Here is an 18,268-nt window from a genome sequence, read left to right as displayed (position 1 = left end):
CTTGTGCCGCTTGTTTGCCATTCTCTGTCCTCCGTTCCCTATACATAACGGTGGACCAATTCAGATGGGGCATTTCAGCGCGGCGCGCTTCCTCTACCTCCAGCGCACCGCTTTCGGCGGCAAGGTCTCGGGCCGCAACTTCGGGGTCTCGCCGGACTGGCCGGCGCGCTTCAACCTGACCACGCTGGAGCCGATGCTCGAGGACGTGCATGCCCGCCTCTCGGGCGTGGTGATCGAATGCCTGCCCTATGGCGAGTTCCTGGCGCGCTACGACCGGCCCGGCGCGCTCTTCTACATGGATCCGCCCTATTGGGGTTGCGAGAACGACTATGGCAAGGCGATGTTCGCGCCCGAGGATTTCGAGCACCTGGCGGATTTCATGGGCGCGGCCGAGGGCAAGGTGCTGATGTCCATCAACGATGTGCCCCAGATCCGAGAGCTCTTCGCCGGGTTCCAGATCACCGAGGTGTCAACGTCCTACACCGTTGCCCGCAAGGCCTCGGACCTAGGCAAACGGCGCGAGCTTCTGGTGGCGAATTTCGACATTTGAAGGGTCGTTCAAAGGGCTTTCGAAGATTGCTCAAACGGGCTGAAAAGAGCAATCCCGAGGGCGCTCCAATCCGAAAACTCTCGCCTATGTCGATGTCATCGGAACAAGGAGACAAGACATGGAAAACAACGAAATCACCGCCACCATCGCCGCCCTGCTGAACGCCGCCGCCGCAGACGTCACCGGCCTGGGCGCCGGCCTGACCGAGGCGGCCATGGCCATGGAAGGCGGCAACCAGAACATGGCTTTCGGGATACTCCTAGAGGCGCAGGAGCTGCTGGACCGGGCGCAGGCTCGCCTGGCCGCCGCTAGGACGATCCGGGACCTCTGAGGCGCCCAGAGCGAACCCGATTCGAAAAAGCCGCCCCAACCGGGCGGCTTTTCTGCGACTGACATCCTGTCAGTTAGCAACTAACAAGGCCAAGGATAGCAAAAATCGTTTGCTGCAAATATCTCTGTCAAAGTTTGCAAGAAAAAGTGTCCGCTATCATCCGCTATCATCAAGGATTATCACGGGTGATTGGCGAATGGCATTCAGCGTATCCGGACTCAATGTAAATCTTTTTCACATCACCTCTTGCAACGTCCCTTTCCCTCTCCCACATTCACAATGTGAAAGACATTCACATTCAAACCTGATCTGGAGACCGACAATGACCATGATGACCGACCCCGTCGCCACCCCGTCTCATCCGGGTTGGCTGCATCGAAGCGAAGCCTGGCTGGACAGCAAGGGCAAGGGCGCCTGGATCGCCGCTATGGTCCTTGGCTTTGTCTTCTTCTGGCCCATTGGCCTCGCCCTTCTCGCCTATATGATCTGGAGTAAACGCATGTTCAGCAAGTCCTGCACCCGCCGCAAAACCTGGAGCCATCATGGCATGCGGGCCATGTCCACCACCGGCAACAGCGCCTTTGACGCCTACAAGGCCGACACCCTGGCTCGCCTGGAACAGGAACAGGCAGATTTCGAAGCGTTCCTCCACCGCCTGCGCGAAGCCAAGGACAAGGCGGAATTTGACGAGTTCATGGACGAACGCGTGCGCAAGGCCCGCGATGGTGACCGGGACGAAGACGCTATCTGAGCCACTCTGGCAGCCCCGCCAAGGGGCTGCCATTCATTGACCGACGGACCAACCAAATGACACACCTGCCCCATCCCGACCACCAGCCCGAATTCTACCAGAGCGTTGCGGTCAAACGCTTCTTCGCCTGGGTATTCGACACCTGCGTCATTCTGTTTCTCAGCCTGATCGTCGTTTTGCTGACCGCCTTTGTCGGGGCCTTTGTCTGGCCCATCCTCTACCTGGTGGTGGGCTTTGTCTATCGCGTGGCCACCATCGCCGGAGGGTCTGCCACCTGGGGCATGCGGTTCGTCGGCGTAGAACTGCGGGACGCTTATGGTTCGCGGCTGGATGGAGGCCTCGCGCTGGCCCATACCGCAGGCTATACCGTCAGCATGGCAATCCCCGTTCTTCAGATCATCTCGATCCTGATGATGCTGCTTGGGTCCCGCGCTCAGGGGTTGACTGACGCGGTGCTGGGAACTGTCGCAATCAATCGCAGAGCCTATGCCTGATGATGTGACTTTGGTCACTTGGCGGGTTTCGGATCGGTTGCTATCATCCCGCCAAGCAACCACGGGACACCCATGCGCCATACGCTGCCCATCGCGCCACAATTCTATGTGACGGCACCGCAACCCTGCCCCTATCTGGCGGACAGGATGGAAAGGAAACTGTTCACGGCGCTTCAGGGCCAAGGCGCGGAACGCCTGAACAACTCACTTTCACAGCAGGGGTTCCGGCGTTCCCAGAACGTGCTTTACCGTCCCTCTTGCGCGGATTGTTCTGCCTGCCTTTCCGCGCGCATTGACGTGAAGGCTTTTTCCCTGTCCCGTGGTCAGCGGCGCACGCTGAAACGCAACGCCCACCTGACCCGGCGCGCCACATCGCCCTGGGCGACGGACGAGCAGTTTGATCTGTTCCGCAGCTATCTGGACAGTCGGCACGCCGATGGCGGCATGGCAGACATGGATGTGTTCGAATTCGCTGCGATGATCGAGGAAACGCCGATCCGCAGCCGGGTCATCGAATATGCCGATCAGGAAAATGGGACCCTGACCGCGGTCAGTCTGACGGACGTTCTCGATGACGGGCTCAGCATGGTCTATTCCTTCTACGATCCCGATCAGCACCGCAATTCTTTGGGCACTTACATGATCCTCGATCACATCGAGATCGCGCGCGAAACCGGCCTGCCCTATGTCTATCTCGGCTACTGGGTGCCTGGCAGTCCCAAGATGGGGTACAAATCCCGGTTCTCGGGGCTCGAAATCTATCGTGGCGGGGCCTGGCATCCGCTCGACGATCCCGAGGCGCATGACGCTGCGCGCCACCCCCTGTCAACGGATCCGATCGCTGAACAGGTCGCGAATATCCAACTTCCTGATCGCTGGCCCACCACCAGCTGACTGGGAGGTGAAAAGCGCCCGGGACAACTTCCATGCAACAAGTAAGGGGGCCCGAAGGCCCCCTTTTCTCTGTCCCGCAACTACCGTCAGTTCGGGATCAGTGCAGGCACGATGGTCACGATCGCCGGGAACATCCACAGGATACCGATGCCGATCACCTGGATGATCACAAAGGGAATAATGCCCCTATAGATGTGACCGGTGGTCACTTCCTTGGGTGCGACCCCGCGCAGGTAGAACAGCGCAAAGCCGAACGGCGGTGTCAGAAACGAGGTTTGCAGGTTCACTGCCACCATGATCGTCACCCATTTCGGATCAAAGGACCCGCCATAGATCACCGGCCCGACAATCGGGATCACGATGTAGATGATCTCGAGGAAGTCGAGCACGAAGCCCAGGATGAAGAGCACCAGCATAACGATCAGGAAGACCTTGAATTCGTTATCGAAACTTTTCAGGAAATCCTGGATGTAGTGCTCACCACCAAAGGAGATCACCACAAGGTTCAACAGCTGCGAGCCGATCAGGATGGTAAAGACCATCGAGGTCACCTTGGCGGTTTCCCGCACGATGGGTGACAGCACGCCGCCAGCAAACAGAACCCAGCACCCGAACAACAGCCCGAACAGCGCATAGGCATAAGTGGCATAGGCAAAGGTGAAGGCGACCCAGCTTTCGAACGATACATTGCCCTGATTGATGCGCAGGTCAAAGTTCACCCCGATCAACAGACAGACGATGATGGCGAAAGTCGACCAGATGATGATCGCGCCCGAGCGTCCTTCGTCCTTCAACCGGCGATAGGCCGCCAGCATGATGGCCCCGCCCGCACCCAGCGCCGCGGCCGGTGTCGGGTTGGTGACACCGCCCAGGATCGAGCCCAGAACCGCGATGATCAGAACCAGCGGCGGGAATACCACCCGGATCAGATCATTAGTGGCACAGCGCGCCGCGGCGGCCTTGCACCCGTAAAGAGCCAAGGCAGTCGGGATCGCCAGCAACAGCACGGTCACCCCCGACGACGTCGTGGGCGCGACCAGCAGGATGTCGACCAGCAGCATAAGCGCCAGACCAAGCCCGCCGATCATCAGCGGACGCGGGTCCTGAGACGGTGCCACACCGCGACCAACAACCAGCGTCAGCCCCAACAGAACGAAGAGCGTCGCAACACCGGTGCCGATCGGCGCAGCAGCGGCGATCTTGGCCTCCAGCGCGGCGGCAATCTCTTCTTCGGTCAGCTTGTGCGCTTCCTGCACGCCGCCCGCCTTGTCGATGGCCTCTTGCTCGACGACGGCGGCATCCCATGCCTCTTGCCCGTGCAGCGCAATCATCGACGCCTTACAGTCTTCGGACACATTGGTGCGCAGGCTGGCGGATTTCGAGCTGTCCGAGAAGCCGGACACCGTCAGGTCCTGGCTGCCCACGATTCCGACATTGGCCATCAGGATGGTGCCGACGATCAACGCGATGGGCGCACCCAGAAGCCAGGTAAAGGCCTCGGACCGGGTGACAACCTCGCCGGTGCGGCCGGTCATCGCCACGGCAGGCGCCTTGTCCGGGTTCAGAAGGGCAAAGCCGAAGGCGTAGACCGCATAGAGCACGGCCAGCATGATGCCGGGCAACAGGGCCGCCTGAAACAGCGTCCCGACAGAGACCACCGCCGGTTCGCCCAGATAGGTCAGGGCATCCGAACAGCCAGCTTCGATGGCACGGGTTTCCTGCGCGGTAGAGTATAGATCACCGGCCAGCGTTCCCAGAAGAACGATCACGATCGACGGCGGAATGATCTGCCCCAGCGTACCAGAGGCGGCAATCACGCCTGTCGCCAGTTCCGGTGAGTAGTTGTTGCGCAGCATGGTCGGCAGGGCCAGCAGGCCCATGGTGACCACCGTTGCTCCGACGATCCCGGTCGAGGCGGCAAGAAAGGCGCCCACGACGACGATGGAGACCGCCAGACCGCCCGGCAGCGGGCCAAACACCCGTGCCATCGTGGTCAGCAGGTCGTTGGCGATCTTCGACCGTTCCAGCGTGATGCCCATGAGAACGAACATCAGCACGGCCAGCAGCGTTTCAATCGACTGTCCGGCAAGCACACGCTCGTTCATCCGGTTCACGATGAACGCGATGTTGCGGTCCATCGCGGTCTGCCAGCCACCGGTGAACACATGTTCGGCGGCGCGTGGCAGATCCGGGTATCGGAAGATCGATATCGTATCCGGCCTTATGCCGGAATTGACCAGATCGTGATAGGCCTGCGACGAGGTGTCGATGGCCTGATGGATCAGCAATCCCGCGCTGTCGAGCGCCGCGATGATGCCGAAGGAGATGATCCCGGCACCGCCGATGGCAAAGGCCACCGGGAAGCCCGAGAGAATGCCCCCGAAGAGGCAGAGAAAGACAATAATGAGGCCGATTTCGACGCCATCAAGACCGAATAGCATGTCCCCAGTTCCTATTCTTAATGCGTGCCTTCATAGGCCTCTTCACCCTCGCCAAGAGTATCCTTGTCGAGGTATTTTCCGACACTGCCCTCGCCTTCCACGAACTCCAGCCAGGAGCGATAGAAGAACGCGACCGCATGAATGAAGATCATCGCTGCAAACGCCACCAGCAGGATCTTGAACAGGAAGTACCCGTTGAATCCGTTGGGGCTGAAACCGATGGTTTCCACGTTCCAGCGCATGGCGCGCGATTTCATCAAGAGCCGGTCAAGCTGGTCACTGGCCGACGGGTTCGGCACGATCAGGTGACGCCACAGGAAATACCAGCCATAAAGCCAGGTCACCACGGCCATCGGCATCATGAAGAACAGCGAGCCGAACATATCGACCACCCGCTTCGCCCGGTGGCTGATGCCGGAATAGATCAGGTCAACGCGCACGTGACCGCCCTGAACAAAGGTATATGTTGCGCAGAGGCAGACAACCATCGCGTTGTAAAGCTTCAGTTCCTCGGACCACCAGCTCACGTCGAACGAGATCGGAATGCCCAACCCGAACGACAGATCAGGACGCGCAAAGACCCGCTGGATGAACACGATGATGATCTGTTGCAGCACCATCAAGAGGCCAGCCCAGGCAAAGAACCGCCCAACCGTGTTCGCGAACCCTTCGAGAACACGGACCATGCCCCACATGAAGTTGCGATAGAACATGCCAATGGCGGTCAGGATCAGCACGAAGGTGAAGACGACAAAGAAGAACTCGACCGAGCCGCCATAGTAGACGAAACGCATCACCGCTTCCTTGTCCGACCAATCAAGCCAGAGCTGGGGATGCGTGACTGCGTAACCAAAGTTGTAGAAGGACTCGGCGATGTTCTGAACCAGCCATATCAGACCGTTCCATAGGGCGCCGAAAAAGGAGATACCGTTATCTTCCTGCATGTTGCCCCCGAGAGACGCTTGCCGAGCCGCCTATGCAGACCCCATCAGTCCGGGCTCAGGCAAAGGGAAAGCCCCCCGCCTGATGGCGGGGGTACCGTTTTTGAACTGTGCGCGGGATCAGCCCAGAACGCGGTCGCGCTGCGCGGTGTAGACACCCGACGACAGGTTCAACCAGGCCGACGACGACTTCATCGACGCCATTGCGCTGTCGAAGATCTTCTTGAACAGCTCGTCGCCCATGTTCTCTGCCATGACTTCCTGGCTGGCCTTGCCAAAGGCATCCCAGACGCTGTCGGGGAATTCCATGACCTTCACGCCGCCCGCTTGCAGACGCTGGAGCGCCGCACCGTTGTTGGACAGGAACTGTGCCAGGTTCCACTGGTGGCATTCGCCAGCCGCGATCTCGATGATCTTCTGATGCGCGGGGCTCAGGCTTTCGTACACTTCGCGGTTGGTGGCAACCGACAGACCCGCGCCCGGCTCGTGGAAGCCCGCGGTGTAGTAGGTCTTGGTGATTTCCTGGAAGCCGGCCTTTTCGTCCGCCCAGGGGCCGATCCACTCGGTCCCGTCGATGGCGCCCGAGGACAGGGCCTGGTACACTTCCGAACCCGGGATGTTCTGCACCGATGCGCCCAGCTTGCCCAGCGCCTTGCCGCCCAGACCCGGCATACGGAACTTCAGGCCGTTGAAATCTTCGGGGCCGTTGATCTCTTTCGAGAACCAGCCGCCGGCCTGTGCGCCGGTGTTGCCGGCCAGGAAGGATTTCAGGCCAAAGATCTGACCCAACTCGTCATGCAGCTCCATGCCGCCGTCGAAATAGTACCAGTTGACCAGTTCCTGAGCGGTCATGCCGAACGGCACGGCGGTAAAGAAGGCATAGCCCGGGTGCTGACCCACGAAGTAGTAGTCGGCACCATGGTACATGTCGGCCTGACCCGAGGTAACGGCGTCGAATACTTCGAACGCGCCCACCAGTTCGCCAGCGGCCTTCAGGTCCACGGTCAGGTTGCCATCGGACATGGCGGTGATGTTGTCGGCAACCCGCTGAGCCGAGTCATGCACACCCGCCAGACCACGGCCCCAGGTGGTGACCATGGTCAGCGTCCGCTTGCCCTGCGCATAGGCCGGAGCGGCCAGAGCGGTGGTGGCCGCAGCGGCTGCACCGCCCATTGCCGAGGTCTTCAGAAAAGAACGACGATCCATAGAGTATTTCCTCCCCTTGCAAGTCGTACACACCCGAGGGTTCATTCCCTTCGGGTGGATCGTTTCAGTGGCGCAAAGGTAGCGAGAGGTCATCCCGTAAGGGAATACCTAGTACTACGTAGCAGGGGTGGAAAATCGGGCGAACAGCCCGTCAAGTCACCTTTTTTTGTCCTCGTCGCTCCGCTGCTCGGCGGATGCGCGTGACCTGCGGTCGATCTCAGGCTTTGCTTTCGCGTCCGTTTTTCGTATCGATTCGCCATGCGACGGCTGCGAACCCTGATCCGGCCCAACTACGCTCAGAAGATTTCACTTCTGGCGACGCTACCGCTTGTCGTGGCGGTTACCGCGATTGCCGCACTGGTTGCCTATCAGGCGCAGACCCTGGCGGAACGCGAGATCCAGGCGTTGGAACGGCAGCTCTTGAGTGCCAAGAAGGCCGAGCTGCGCAACTATGTCACCCAGGCCCGCAATGGGTTTGCCCATATCTACGGCCCCGCCGCGCCCGACGACGAAGAGGCCAAGACCCGGGTCGCCCAGATTCTGGCCGCGATGATCTATGGCCAGGACGGCTTCTTCTTTGTCTACGACTACGACGGCAACAACCTTGTCAGCCCGCGCCAGACCGAATTCATCAACCGCAACTGGGAAGGGCTGACCGACAGCCAGGGCATACCCGTCGTTGACGAGTTCATCCGTCTCGCCCGGCAAGGCGCCGGATGGCACTCCTTCATGTGGGAAAAGCCATCGACCGGGGAAGAGGCCCAGATGGTCGCCTATGTGGTCGGGCTTCAGGACTGGCGTTGGGCGGTCGGAACCGGGGTGTTCATCGACGATGTCCTGGCATCGGTCGCAGCATCTCGGGCCGAAACCCAACTGCGTGTGCGCCGGACCTTTCTTTATATAGGCGCGATCGCGCTCGCGGCGCTGCTGGTCGTTTTTGGCTCGGGCATGGTGATCAATATCCGCGAGCGCCGCCTGGCCGATGCCAAGCTCAAGGAACTGACCCAACGCGTGTTCGACGCGCAGGAGGAGGAGCGCGGCCGGGTTGCTCGCGAATTGCACGACGGCATCAGCCAGATCCTGGTCGGCGTCCGCTACGCCCTCGACAACGCCCGGCGCAAACTGGCGCGCGGCGACAAGGACGGGGCCGAACCGCCGCTCGACAAGGGGATAGACCATCTGGGCACCGCAATCACCGAGGTCCGCCGGATCAGCCGCGACCTGCGTCCTGGCGTGCTGGACGACCTTGGTCTGGGCCCTGCCCTGAGATCCCTGACCGACGATTTCCGCGAGCGCACCGGAATCGAGACCGAATTCACCACCGTGGTGTTCCGCAACCGGCTGGACCAGAACAGCAAGATCGCGCTTTACCGGATCGCGCAAGAGGCGCTCACCAATATCGAACGCCACTCAGGCGCGACGCGCGTCTCGATCGACTTGCGCGGGCACAAGAAAGGCGCAACCATGCGTATCGCCGACAACGGGCGCGGTATCCGCTCCGGCCCCGGCAAAACCGGACCCGGGCTTGGTTTGCGCAACATGCAAGAGCGGATCGAGCAGCTTGACGGAACCCTTCGCATCCTGTCGTCCCGCGGCGCCCAGACCGGAACCGTTATCGAAGTCAGCCTGCCGCTCAGCCATCTTCTGCCCCCGCAAGAGGACGCGACGCAGAAAAGAAAGGTATCCTCATGACCGTCGATCCCGTCCGCATCCTGATTGTCGATGACCACCCGATGGTGGCCGAAGGCATCCAGGCGATTCTCGAAAGCTATGACGGGCTTCAGGTGATCGGAACCGTCCATGACGGGCGCGAGGCCGTCGGGCGAACGCTGGCACTCTGTCCCGACGTGATCCTGATGGACCTCAACATGCCGGGCCTTGGCGGGCTCAGCGCGACCGAGATCATCCTGGAGCAGATGCCGGATACCCGTATCCTGATCCTGTCGATGCATGACAGTCCCGAATACATCTCGACCGCGCTCAGCCACGGCGCAATGGGGTATGTGCTCAAAGACGTTCCCACCGAAGAGATCAAGCAGGCCATCGACGCGGTGATGCGCGGCGAACGTTATCTCTGTACCGGAGCAAAGGGTTCGCTGGAACCCAAGGAAGGCGAAGAGGCGCGTGAGGCACTGACCGGGCGCGAGCAGACGATCCTGCTGCAACTGGCCCAGGGCAAGTCCAACAAAGAGGTCGCCATCGCGCTGGACATATCCGTCCGCACGGTCGAGACCCACCGCAAGAACATCAAGCGCAAGCTGGGCATTTCATCGACCGCCGGGCTGACCCGTTACGCATTGGAACACGGGGTTCTGCAAGGTACCGGAGTCGGGCTGTAGGCGGGTTTCGTCCAGGCCACGAAAATAGCGCGCACGCCCCCTTGTAAAGGCCACGCCACCTGATCATTTGCTGCTGGCAACTCCCCTTTCGAGGCAGACATGATCCTCCTCTCCTTCGCTGCCGGGCTGACGGCCCTCATCCTCGGCGGCGACTTTCTTGTGCGCGGCGCAACCTCTACCGCTATCGCCTTGCGCATCCCTCCATTGGTCATCGGGATGATCGTCGTCGGGTTCGGAACCTCGCTGCCCGAACTGCTGGTCTCGGTCAACGCGGCCCTGGCCCATGCGCCCGACATCGCCCTTGGCAATGTGATCGGGTCGAATACCGCCAACATCCTCCTCATCCTCGGCCTTGCCGCCGTACTGTTCCCCATCGTCAGCAGCTTTACCGAGGTGCGTAAGGACCTGGTGCTTGTCATTCTGGCCACTCTGGCCCTGGCCGCCTTGCTGGCCGATGGCCGCCTGTCCCGTCTGGACGGTATCCTGATGCTGTCTGGCCTGGCCCTGTTCCTGTGGACATCGGTCCGACAGGTCGAGGCCGAGCCGCAGGAAAACCTGATTGTCGAACGCCGGTTCCGCCCATTGGCCCTGCTTCAGATCGCCGGCGGCCTGGTGGCCCTGGTCTTTGGTGCGCGCCTGCTGGTGGACAGCGCCACCGAACTGGCGCGTATGGCACATATTTCCGAGGCGGTAATCGGCCTGACCATCGTTGCGATAGGCACCTCCCTGCCCGAGCTTGCAACTTCGGTCATCGCCGCGTTCCGGCGCAACTCGGCGATGTCGCTGGGCAATGTGATCGGATCGAACCTGTTCAACATCCTGGGCATTCTGGGCGTGACCGCCGTCATCGCCCCGGTTCAGGCAGGCGCACGCTTTCTGACACTCGACACGCCAATCGCCTTGGCCGCCGCACTGCTGCTGACCTTTTTTCTGTGGTCCGGCGGCATTTCGCGGCTTGCGGGCGCTGCAATGCTCGCCGGTTATGTCGGTTATCTGGGGTGGATGGGACTGAGCTGATCCCGGCTCAATCCATCAAGGCATCGGATCTGAGCCCTGCCCGCTCATAGTGCCTCGGCAAGACCCGGCCATAGAGTTGCCGGGTCCGCTCCACCCCGCCACACATCCCCTCGGTCTCGACAAAGGAAAAGATGCCGACATAGCGCCGCCGCGGCCCTTCGACCGGGGCCACCCGGTGCAGCGCGTACCGGCCCTTGAAAATCTGCAAGTCGCCCGGCCGCAGCTCAAGAACCCGAACCTGGCTGCGATTTCCGGCCAGGACCTGCCCAACCCCCGCAAAGTTCTCGTCCTGCGCGGTCCGCAGACCGGGCACATATTCGAACGCACCGCCCGAACTGCCGTTCTGGATGGCCAGCGTGACGGTGAAATTGTTCGTGTCGAAATGCCAGGGGAACCCCTGCCCTGCCTCGACCGCATTCACGATCACATCCGCCAGCGGATCGTCATAGCGAAAGAACCGGTCCACCGGCTCGTTCAGCGCATCGCGAATGAACGGCATGAAAGGCGCGGCCTCGTAGATCATCCGAAGCGGGCCTTCGGGTGGAAAATTGTCCGCCGGGACAAAGGCGTTGGATCGGTCATAGAATTGCCGCACCGGATGATCTGCGGGCAAGGACGGATCGTCCTGCGAGAAGTACACGTTTGTTCGGCTAAAGCTCCGATGCCCCAGATGGGCAACCGCGTCCGCCTCGGCAGTCAAATGCGCAACCCCGCGCGCACTGGCAAACCCGGGCAGGACGGCACAGCCGTCCTCGGCGATCTCGCGTCGGAGATCGGCCAGCAACGTGGCATAGGCCGCACTGTCAGGCCGGTCGATTGGATAGCGGCCCAGGTCAATCAGATCGTGCAGTTCCATCGCGTTTCTCCCGTCCATCTTTCTCCCAGACTGGACGGGTGACTCGGCTGTATCTGGCCTGTTTGCGGCGCATAGGGCAGCAAAACAGGTCGCAAGAGACCACTTGATCGGGGACAAATCGCAGAAATGTCGCGACCTGCGGCATTCTGCGCAAGAAAATGTCGCGATTTAGGCCCTGCGAGACAGGTTTTTCGCCCAATTGCCTGTTGACGCTCCGTCCCCTCGCCCATAATGTCCCGCCCAAGCTAAAGGAGCCGATGGCAATGACCTCGCTAGTCGTAATCGTAGGAACAAAGCGCATGGGCCGGTAACGGTAGACCATAATCGTCCCCATGCGCCTCCGAAAATTCGGAGGCTTTTTTTATGCTGAATCGAAAAGACGCATGTCGCGAATGGAGCAAAGCAGATGACACGTGAGATGACCGGCGCAAAAATGGTGGTCCAGGCCCTCAAGGATCAGGGCGTGGACACGGTATTCGGCTATCCCGGCGGCGCCGTCCTGCCGATCTATGACGAGATTTTCCTGCAAAACGACATTCGCCACATCCTGGTGCGGCACGAACAGGGCGCGGTGCACGCGGCCGAGGGCTATGCCCGCTCGACCGGCAAGCCCGGTGTTGTGCTGGTGACCTCGGGCCCCGGCGCCACCAATGCGGTGACCGGCCTGACCGACGCGCTGCTCGACTCGATCCCGCTGGTGGTGCTGACCGGCCAGGTACCCACCTTCATGATCGGCTCGGACGCATTTCAGGAGGCCGACACCGTCGGCATCACCCGCCCCTGCACCAAGCATAACTGGCTGGTCAAGGACACCGACAAGCTGGCCAAGACCATCCATGAGGGGTTCCATGTGGCGACGTCGGGCCGGCCCGGCCCGGTGCTGATCGACATTCCCAAGGACGTGCAGTTCGCAACCGGCACCTATACCGGACCCAAGGCGATCACCTCGCATTACCAGCCCCGGGTAAAGGGCGACATGGAGGAGATCAACGAGCTTGTCGCCGCCATCGAAAAGGCCAAGCGCCCGGTGTTCTACACCGGCGGCGGCGTGATCAACTCCGGCCCCGCCGCCAGCCAGCTCTTGCGCGAACTGGTGGACGCAACCGGCTTTCCCATCACCTCGACCCTGATGGGTCTGGGTGCCTATCCGGCCTCGGGCAAGAACTGGCTGGGCATGCTGGGCATGCACGGGCTTTACGAGGCCAACATGGCCATGCATGGCTGTGACCTGATGATCAACATCGGCGCCCGCTTCGACGACCGGATCACCGGCCGCATCGACGCGTTCAGCCCGAAATCGAAAAAGGCCCATATCGACATCGACCCCAGCTCGATCAACAAGGTGATCCGCGTAGACATCCCCATCGTCGGCGATGTGGGTCACGTGCTCGAAGACATCCTCAAGGTCTGGAAATCGCGCGGTCGCAAGACCAATGCCGAGGCGGTGCAGAAATGGCAGGCGCAGATCACGGAATGGCGCGAGGTGAACTGTCTGACCTACAAGCCGTCGGAAAAGACCATCAAGCCGCAATACGCGCTGGAGCGGCTGGAAGCGCTGACCAAGGGGCGTGACCGTTACGTCTGTACCGAGGTTGGACAGCACCAGATGTGGGCGGCACAGTACCTCGGCTTCGAGGATCCGAACCGCTGGATGACCTCTGGCGGGCTGGGCACCATGGGCTATGGCTTCCCCGCCTCGATCGGTGTGCAGATGGCGCATCCCGACGCATTGGTCATCAATGTGGCGGGAGAGGCGTCGTGGCTGATGAACATGCAGGAGATGGGCACCGCCGTGCAGTACCGCCTGCCGGTGAAACAGTTCATCCTCAACAACGAACGTCTGGGCATGGTGCGCCAGTGGCAGGAACTGCTGCATGGCGAGCGCTATTCGCAATCCTGGTCCGAGGCGCTGCCCGATTTCGTGAAACTGGCCGAAGCCTTTGGCGCCAAGGGCATCCTGTGCAAGGACCCCGCCGATCTGGATGATGCGATCATGGAGATGCTGAACTATGACGGGCCGGTGATCTTCGATTGTCTTGTCGAAAAGCACGAGAATTGCTTCCCGATGATCCCGTCGGGCAAGGCGCATAACGAGATGCTGCTGGGCGACGCCGAGACCCAAGGCGTCATCCAGGCCGGCGGCGCGGTTCTGGTCTGATAAAATCCTGCGAATTCTGTCGGCCGCGCCCCATGGCGGCCGGCACCCTCCATTCTGAAAGGGACGCCCATGTCTGCCCTACACATCAAGAAAGGCTCTTCGAGCCACTCCGCCTATAACCTGCGCCCGACCTTTTCGGACGTGGCCGAACGGCACACCATCGCGCTCTTGGTCGAGAACGAGCCGGGTGTCCTGGCCCGCGTCATCGGCCTGTTCTCGGGACGCGGCTACAACATCGAAAGCCTGACCGTCGCCGAGGTGGACCATACCGGCCATCTGAGCCGCATCACCATCGTCACCACCGGGACCCCGCAGGTAATCGAGCAGATCAAGGCGCAGCTTGGTCGCATCGTCTCGGTCCGCGACGTGCATGACCTGACGGTCGAGGGCCGCTCGGTCGAACGGGAACTGGCGATGCTCAAGGTGGTGGGCAGCGGTGACAAGCGGGTCGAGGCGCTGCGTCTGGCGGATATCTTTCGCGCCAATGTGGTCGACAGCACCCTGTCGAGCTTTGTCTTCGAAATCACCGGCGCACCGGAAAAGATCGACGCCTTCGCCGATCTGATGCGCCCACTGGGCCTGGCCGAAATCGCGCGCACGGGTGTCGCAGCGCTGCTGCGCGGCGACTGATCCGTTCACCTTGTCTCAGGCGGGGCAGGCTTTGGTCAGAACCCCGTCGTCTTTCTTCCGGCCAGCACTGCGGCTGAACGGAACCACCTTGGCCGAGGACGCAGGATCCGCCTGTGTCCGACGCGGTTGCGCATCACCCGCATGACGCAACACGTCAGGCAGGTCCGGGCAAACCCCGTGTTTCACCAGCTTCGGATTTGTCGCCACACGCTGATTGCGTTCCGTGACCACATCGAACTGAACCCAATCCCCAACATCCAGGCTCGGCCCTTTTTGCTCGCCGATTTGTCGATAGAATGCCAAATCGCCGTGATCTTCACACCAAATGACCGCTTTCCGGTCAGAACTGTCGCTCCAGAGAACTACTCCAAACATATCCCGTCCTAACGTCTTGTTTTTTATAGATTGAGCGAATTAAGGAGACTCAAACATGGTAAATTGCGTGTCCGACTATTGCATTTTGTGTCTGCTCCGATAGCTTCTCGACACTCTTTCGCGACACCCCTGCCTCTAAAGAGCGTCAATTTTTCGATTTCGGCCGAAGGAAGCCACAATTGTCCTTCATGTTGCGGCAAGAAACAGACCAACCTCTTCGGATTTGAAATGACAAAACCAACCAGGACACCGGCAGAACTCCGCAACATGTTTGGCGAAAACCTGCGCCAATTGTGTCGCCGGTATCCTTCGATCTCGGAACTGTCGCGGCGACTGGGCATCAACCGGACCCAGTTCAACAGATATCTCTCTGGCGAGAGCTTTCCGCGCCCGGATGTGCTGGATCGGATATGCTCGTTCTTTTCCGTCGACGCGCGCATTCTGCTGGATCCCGTGGACAAAATCCCTGTCTCGGATCAGATCCTGTCGGGGCCGGTTCTGGGCGATTTCTTTGGCCCCAATGTCTCGTCCCTGGAAGAAGACGAGTTTCCCAGCGGCTTTTACCGGTTCACGCGTCGGAGTTTCGTGAACGAGAACAAATTCGTCCTCGGTCTGGTCTATGTCTTCCGCAAGGACCGGGCGACATTCATTCGAGGCTATGAAGCCCGAGAGGCGATGCGCCAGCAAGACCTCCCCGACGACCCCCGCACGCGGGAGTTTCGCGGATACGTCACGCGCGAGGACGACGGAGTCGCCTTGCTGATCTCGCGCCGGAACGCGATGACCTTCTCGTTCAATTACCTGGCCCGCGTCGCTTCGTTCGAAAACAACTTCTGGGTCGGGTATGTCTCGCGGTCGGTTCGCGAGCCCGATACCGGCCACCGGATCACCCGGATGGCCTACGAGCACCTTGGGCGGGACAAGGCCACTGTCTACAAGACCGCACGCCACGCGGGTTTCCTGGACAAGGAAGACCTGCCGCCGTTTCACCGGCGGTTGCTGCGCCCCGACGATCCGTTCCGCTAAGTCAGGTCAGTGCTGTTCTCGTGTCACCTGACGGTACAGGTGCCACGACGCATGGCCCAGCCAGGGCAGCACCAGGAAAAGACCCAGAAAACCGGGCAACATGGCAAGGAACGTCATGCCCGCCACGATGGCGGCCCATGAAAGCATCACGACCGGGTTCGAGGTCACGTATCCGAAACTCGAGATCATCGCGGTGACAAAGTCCAGTTCCCGATCCAGCAGCATCGGGATCGACATCACCGTGATCATGTAAAGCAAGGCAGCAAACCCCGCGCCCACCACTGTCCCCACCGCCAGCATCGTCAATCCGTTCAGGGTCAGAAACACCTCCAGCGACGAGGACACGTTGGTCATGGTGGACAGGCCCAGGAACAGGGCAAAGATCATGTGCCCCAGAAAGAACCAGAACATGAAAACCAGCACCATGATGGCGCAGATCGACGGCAACTGTCGGCGGCTTTGCAGGATCACCACACCAAAGATCTCGGCGAAATCCAGCGCTTCCTTCTGCTCCAGCCTGTGCGAGACCTCATAAAGCCCCACCGCCGCGAAGGGCCCGAGCAGGGGAAACCCGATCGCCGCCAGAACCAGCCAATAGGTCGTACCGGTCCACAGCGTGATCCAGGCGATCAAGAGCCCGGACATCACGTAAAAGCCGGAAAACAAGAGACCAAAGATCGGTGCCTTCAGGTAATCCCGCAACCCCTGCCGCAATGCCTCGCCCAGCATCGCAAAGGTTGCCGGATGCATCGGCGGTACTCCAAACGGCTTGTCCATGACTGCTCCTCCCTGCCCTGACCCGCTGCTACATCGCCGGCTTTTTCTGCGGCCATTCCGTCGCCTGGTGATAGGCTTCGCCAATGGACAATATCCGGGCGTCACTGCCGCGCGGGCCAAAGATCTGGAACCCCATTGGAACGCCCTGCGGGCCGAACCCCGCCGGAACCGCCAGCGATGGCAGGCCGATCAGACCAATCGGTATCGTGACCTCCATCCAGCGATGATAGGTATCCATGGCGCGACCTGCGATTTCCTTCGGATAAGGCACGTTCACGTCAAACGGCCAGACCTGCGCCGAGGGCAGAACCAGCGCGTCGAATTCACCAAAGAGTTCGACCGCCCGCTTGTACCAGTTCGAGCGTTTGACACTGGCGCGGTGGACATCCATCGCCGACAGATCCAGCCCGCGTTCGATCTCCCAGATCGCGGTATCCTTCAGCGCCGACCGGTTCTGGCGCAGCAACGGCTCCAACGAACCGGCCTTGCCCCAGGATCGCAGGTCCAGCCAGGCCTCCCAGATCGCCGCCGCGTCCATCGGGGCCGGAACCGGCTCGACAGCGGCACCAAGCGACTCAAGCACACGCAACCCGCTTTCGCACAGTTCCAGAATCCCCGGCTCCATCGCATAGGCGCCCCCCCAGTCGCCCAGCCAGCCTATGCGGACACCCTTCAGATCCGCAGGGGACACCGGCGCGGTCTTGGGGCTGTTCACCGACAGAGGCACGCGCGCATCCGCCCCGGCGATCACATCCAGCATGATCCCGATATCCGCCGGGCTGCGCCCCATCGGGCCAAGCGTTGCCAGTTGATGCAGGAACAGTTCACGTTCCGGGTCAAGCGGCACGGTGCCCCAGGTCGGACGGAAGCCGTATACGTTGCTCCAGGCTGCCGGGTTGCGCAGCGACCCCATCTCGTCGGATCCGTCCGCCAGGGCCGTCATACCGGTGGCCAGCGCCACCGCCGCCCCGCCGGACGATCCACCACAGGACAGGGCCGGCTCATAGGGATTGCCCGTCGCGCCATAGACCGGGTTGAACGTATGCGATCCGATCCCGAACTCCGGCACGTTCGTCTTGCCGATCAGGATCGCTCCGGCGGCCCGCAGACGCGACGGCAAGAGACTGTCCTTGTCCGCGACAAAATCCGCAAACAGCGGCGAGCCCATGGTGGTGGGCACACCGGCGATACTCTCCAGATCCTTGATCGCGATCGGCAGGCCATGCAAAGGCCCCCGCACCGGCCCGGCATCGCAAGCCCTCGCCTCTTCCATCAAGGTTTCCGCATCGCGCAGCGCCACGATGGCATTGACCTTCGGGTTGACCTCGGTGATCCGGTCGAGCGTGGCGCCCATGAGGCTTTCGGCACTCAACTGCCGGGAACCCAAGGCCGTTAGAAGATCGGCGGCTGACGAGCGAACAAGATCCATATCCGGGGACTCCCTAGAGCTGTTTTCCAGCAGCCTAGCGGCGCGCCATTCGC

At 61.1% G+C, this 18,268-nt stretch carries 17 protein-coding genes; 11 read left to right on the top strand and 6 right to left on the bottom strand.

Annotation, left to right across the window (positions count from 1 at the left end):
- The 5 genes from G0P99_RS01935 to G0P99_RS01915 all read left to right on the top strand — a co-directional run.
- Positions 1–550, top strand: a 550-nt coding sequence (locus G0P99_RS01935) for a DNA adenine methylase (RefSeq protein WP_164127168.1), incomplete at its 5' end; no start/stop codon positions are given.
- 118 nt (positions 551–668) lie between these two features.
- Entirely contained in the window at positions 669–881 is a 213-nt protein-coding gene (locus G0P99_RS01930; RefSeq protein WP_164127166.1) for a hypothetical protein, read from the top strand.
- Positions 882–1,203: 322 nt separating this feature from the next.
- A complete protein-coding gene (locus G0P99_RS01925) occupies positions 1,204–1,632 on the top strand; it encodes a DUF2852 domain-containing protein (RefSeq protein ID WP_164127164.1) in 429 nt (142 codons plus the stop codon).
- Positions 1,633–1,688: 56 nt separating this feature from the next.
- A complete protein-coding gene (locus G0P99_RS01920; protein WP_164127162.1) occupies positions 1,689–2,126 on the top strand; it encodes an RDD family protein in 438 nt (145 codons plus the stop codon).
- A 72-nt stretch (positions 2,127–2,198) separates the two neighbouring features.
- Entirely contained in the window at positions 2,199–3,020 is an 822-nt protein-coding gene (locus G0P99_RS01915) for an arginyltransferase (protein ID WP_164127160.1), read from the top strand.
- Between the two features lie 86 nt (positions 3,021–3,106).
- On the opposite strand, the gene G0P99_RS01910 is transcribed toward G0P99_RS01915, so the two are convergent.
- From G0P99_RS01910 to G0P99_RS01900, 3 genes are all read right to left on the bottom strand, one after another.
- Positions 3,107–5,461 (bottom strand): TRAP transporter large permease subunit, encoded by a 2,355-nt coding sequence (locus G0P99_RS01910; protein ID WP_164127158.1) that lies wholly within the window; start codon positions 5,459–5,461, stop codon positions 3,107–3,109.
- Positions 5,462–5,478: 17 nt separating this feature from the next.
- A complete protein-coding gene (locus G0P99_RS01905) occupies positions 5,479–6,405 on the bottom strand; it encodes a TRAP transporter small permease subunit (RefSeq protein ID WP_164127157.1) in 927 nt (308 codons plus the stop codon).
- A 117-nt stretch (positions 6,406–6,522) separates the two neighbouring features.
- Positions 6,523–7,608, bottom strand: a complete 1,086-nt coding sequence (locus G0P99_RS01900) for a TRAP transporter substrate-binding protein (RefSeq protein WP_164127155.1) — start codon at positions 7,606–7,608, stop codon at positions 6,523–6,525.
- A gap of 258 nt (positions 7,609–7,866) precedes the next feature.
- On the opposite strand from G0P99_RS01900, the gene G0P99_RS01895 reads away from it, so the two are divergent.
- The 3 genes from G0P99_RS01895 to G0P99_RS01885 all read left to right on the top strand — a co-directional run bounded on the left by G0P99_RS01895 (position 7,867) and on the right by G0P99_RS01885 (position 10,964).
- On the top strand, positions 7,867–9,300 hold the full coding sequence (locus G0P99_RS01895) for a cache domain-containing protein (RefSeq protein ID WP_164127153.1): 1,434 nt from the start codon (positions 7,867–7,869) through the stop codon (positions 9,298–9,300).
- On the top strand, positions 9,297–9,947 hold the full coding sequence (locus G0P99_RS01890) for a response regulator transcription factor (RefSeq protein WP_164127151.1): 651 nt from the start codon (positions 9,297–9,299) through the stop codon (positions 9,945–9,947). The genes G0P99_RS01895 and G0P99_RS01890 overlap by 4 nt, the downstream gene beginning before the upstream one ends.
- Before the next feature lie 99 nt (positions 9,948–10,046).
- Positions 10,047–10,964 (top strand): calcium/sodium antiporter, encoded by a 918-nt coding sequence (locus tag G0P99_RS01885; RefSeq protein ID WP_164127149.1) that lies wholly within the window; start codon positions 10,047–10,049, stop codon positions 10,962–10,964.
- A 7-nt stretch (positions 10,965–10,971) separates the two neighbouring features.
- Here G0P99_RS01885 and G0P99_RS01880 read toward each other — a convergent pair whose 3' ends face one another.
- Complete coding sequence (locus G0P99_RS01880) at positions 10,972–11,820, bottom strand: hypothetical protein (protein WP_164127147.1); 849 nt, start codon at positions 11,818–11,820, stop codon at positions 10,972–10,974.
- 406 nt (positions 11,821–12,226) lie between these two features.
- On the opposite strand from G0P99_RS01880, the gene G0P99_RS01875 reads away from it, so the two are divergent.
- The 3 genes from G0P99_RS01875 to G0P99_RS01865 all read left to right on the top strand — a co-directional run bounded on the left by G0P99_RS01875 (position 12,227) and on the right by G0P99_RS01865 (position 16,009).
- Positions 12,227–13,978, top strand: coding sequence for an acetolactate synthase 3 large subunit (locus G0P99_RS01875; protein ID WP_164127146.1), 1,752 nt, complete (start codon positions 12,227–12,229; stop codon positions 13,976–13,978).
- A gap of 69 nt (positions 13,979–14,047) precedes the next feature.
- Positions 14,048–14,608, top strand: a complete 561-nt coding sequence (ilvN, locus tag G0P99_RS01870) for an acetolactate synthase small subunit (protein ID WP_011048284.1) — start codon at positions 14,048–14,050, stop codon at positions 14,606–14,608.
- Positions 14,609–15,211: 603 nt separating this feature from the next.
- On the top strand, positions 15,212–16,009 hold the full coding sequence (locus tag G0P99_RS01865) for a helix-turn-helix domain-containing protein (protein WP_164127145.1): 798 nt from the start codon (positions 15,212–15,214) through the stop codon (positions 16,007–16,009).
- Positions 16,010–16,015: 6 nt separating this feature from the next.
- Here the strand turns inward: G0P99_RS01865 and G0P99_RS01860 are convergent, their stop codons facing one another.
- Both G0P99_RS01860 and G0P99_RS01855 read right to left on the bottom strand, forming a co-directional pair.
- Positions 16,016–16,786, bottom strand: a complete 771-nt coding sequence (locus tag G0P99_RS01860) for a DUF2189 domain-containing protein (RefSeq protein ID WP_164127143.1) — start codon at positions 16,784–16,786, stop codon at positions 16,016–16,018.
- Between the two features lie 28 nt (positions 16,787–16,814).
- Positions 16,815–18,215, bottom strand: coding sequence for an amidase (locus tag G0P99_RS01855; RefSeq protein WP_164127141.1), 1,401 nt, complete (start codon positions 18,213–18,215; stop codon positions 16,815–16,817).
- Positions 18,216–18,268 lie beyond the last annotated feature (53 nt).

The sequence above is a fragment of the Ruegeria sp. PrR005 genome (assembly GCF_010500245.1).
Classification (GTDB): domain Bacteria; phylum Pseudomonadota; class Alphaproteobacteria; order Rhodobacterales; family Rhodobacteraceae; genus Ruegeria_B; species Ruegeria_B marisflavi.
This window is presented reverse-complemented; position numbering and strand designations above follow the sequence as displayed.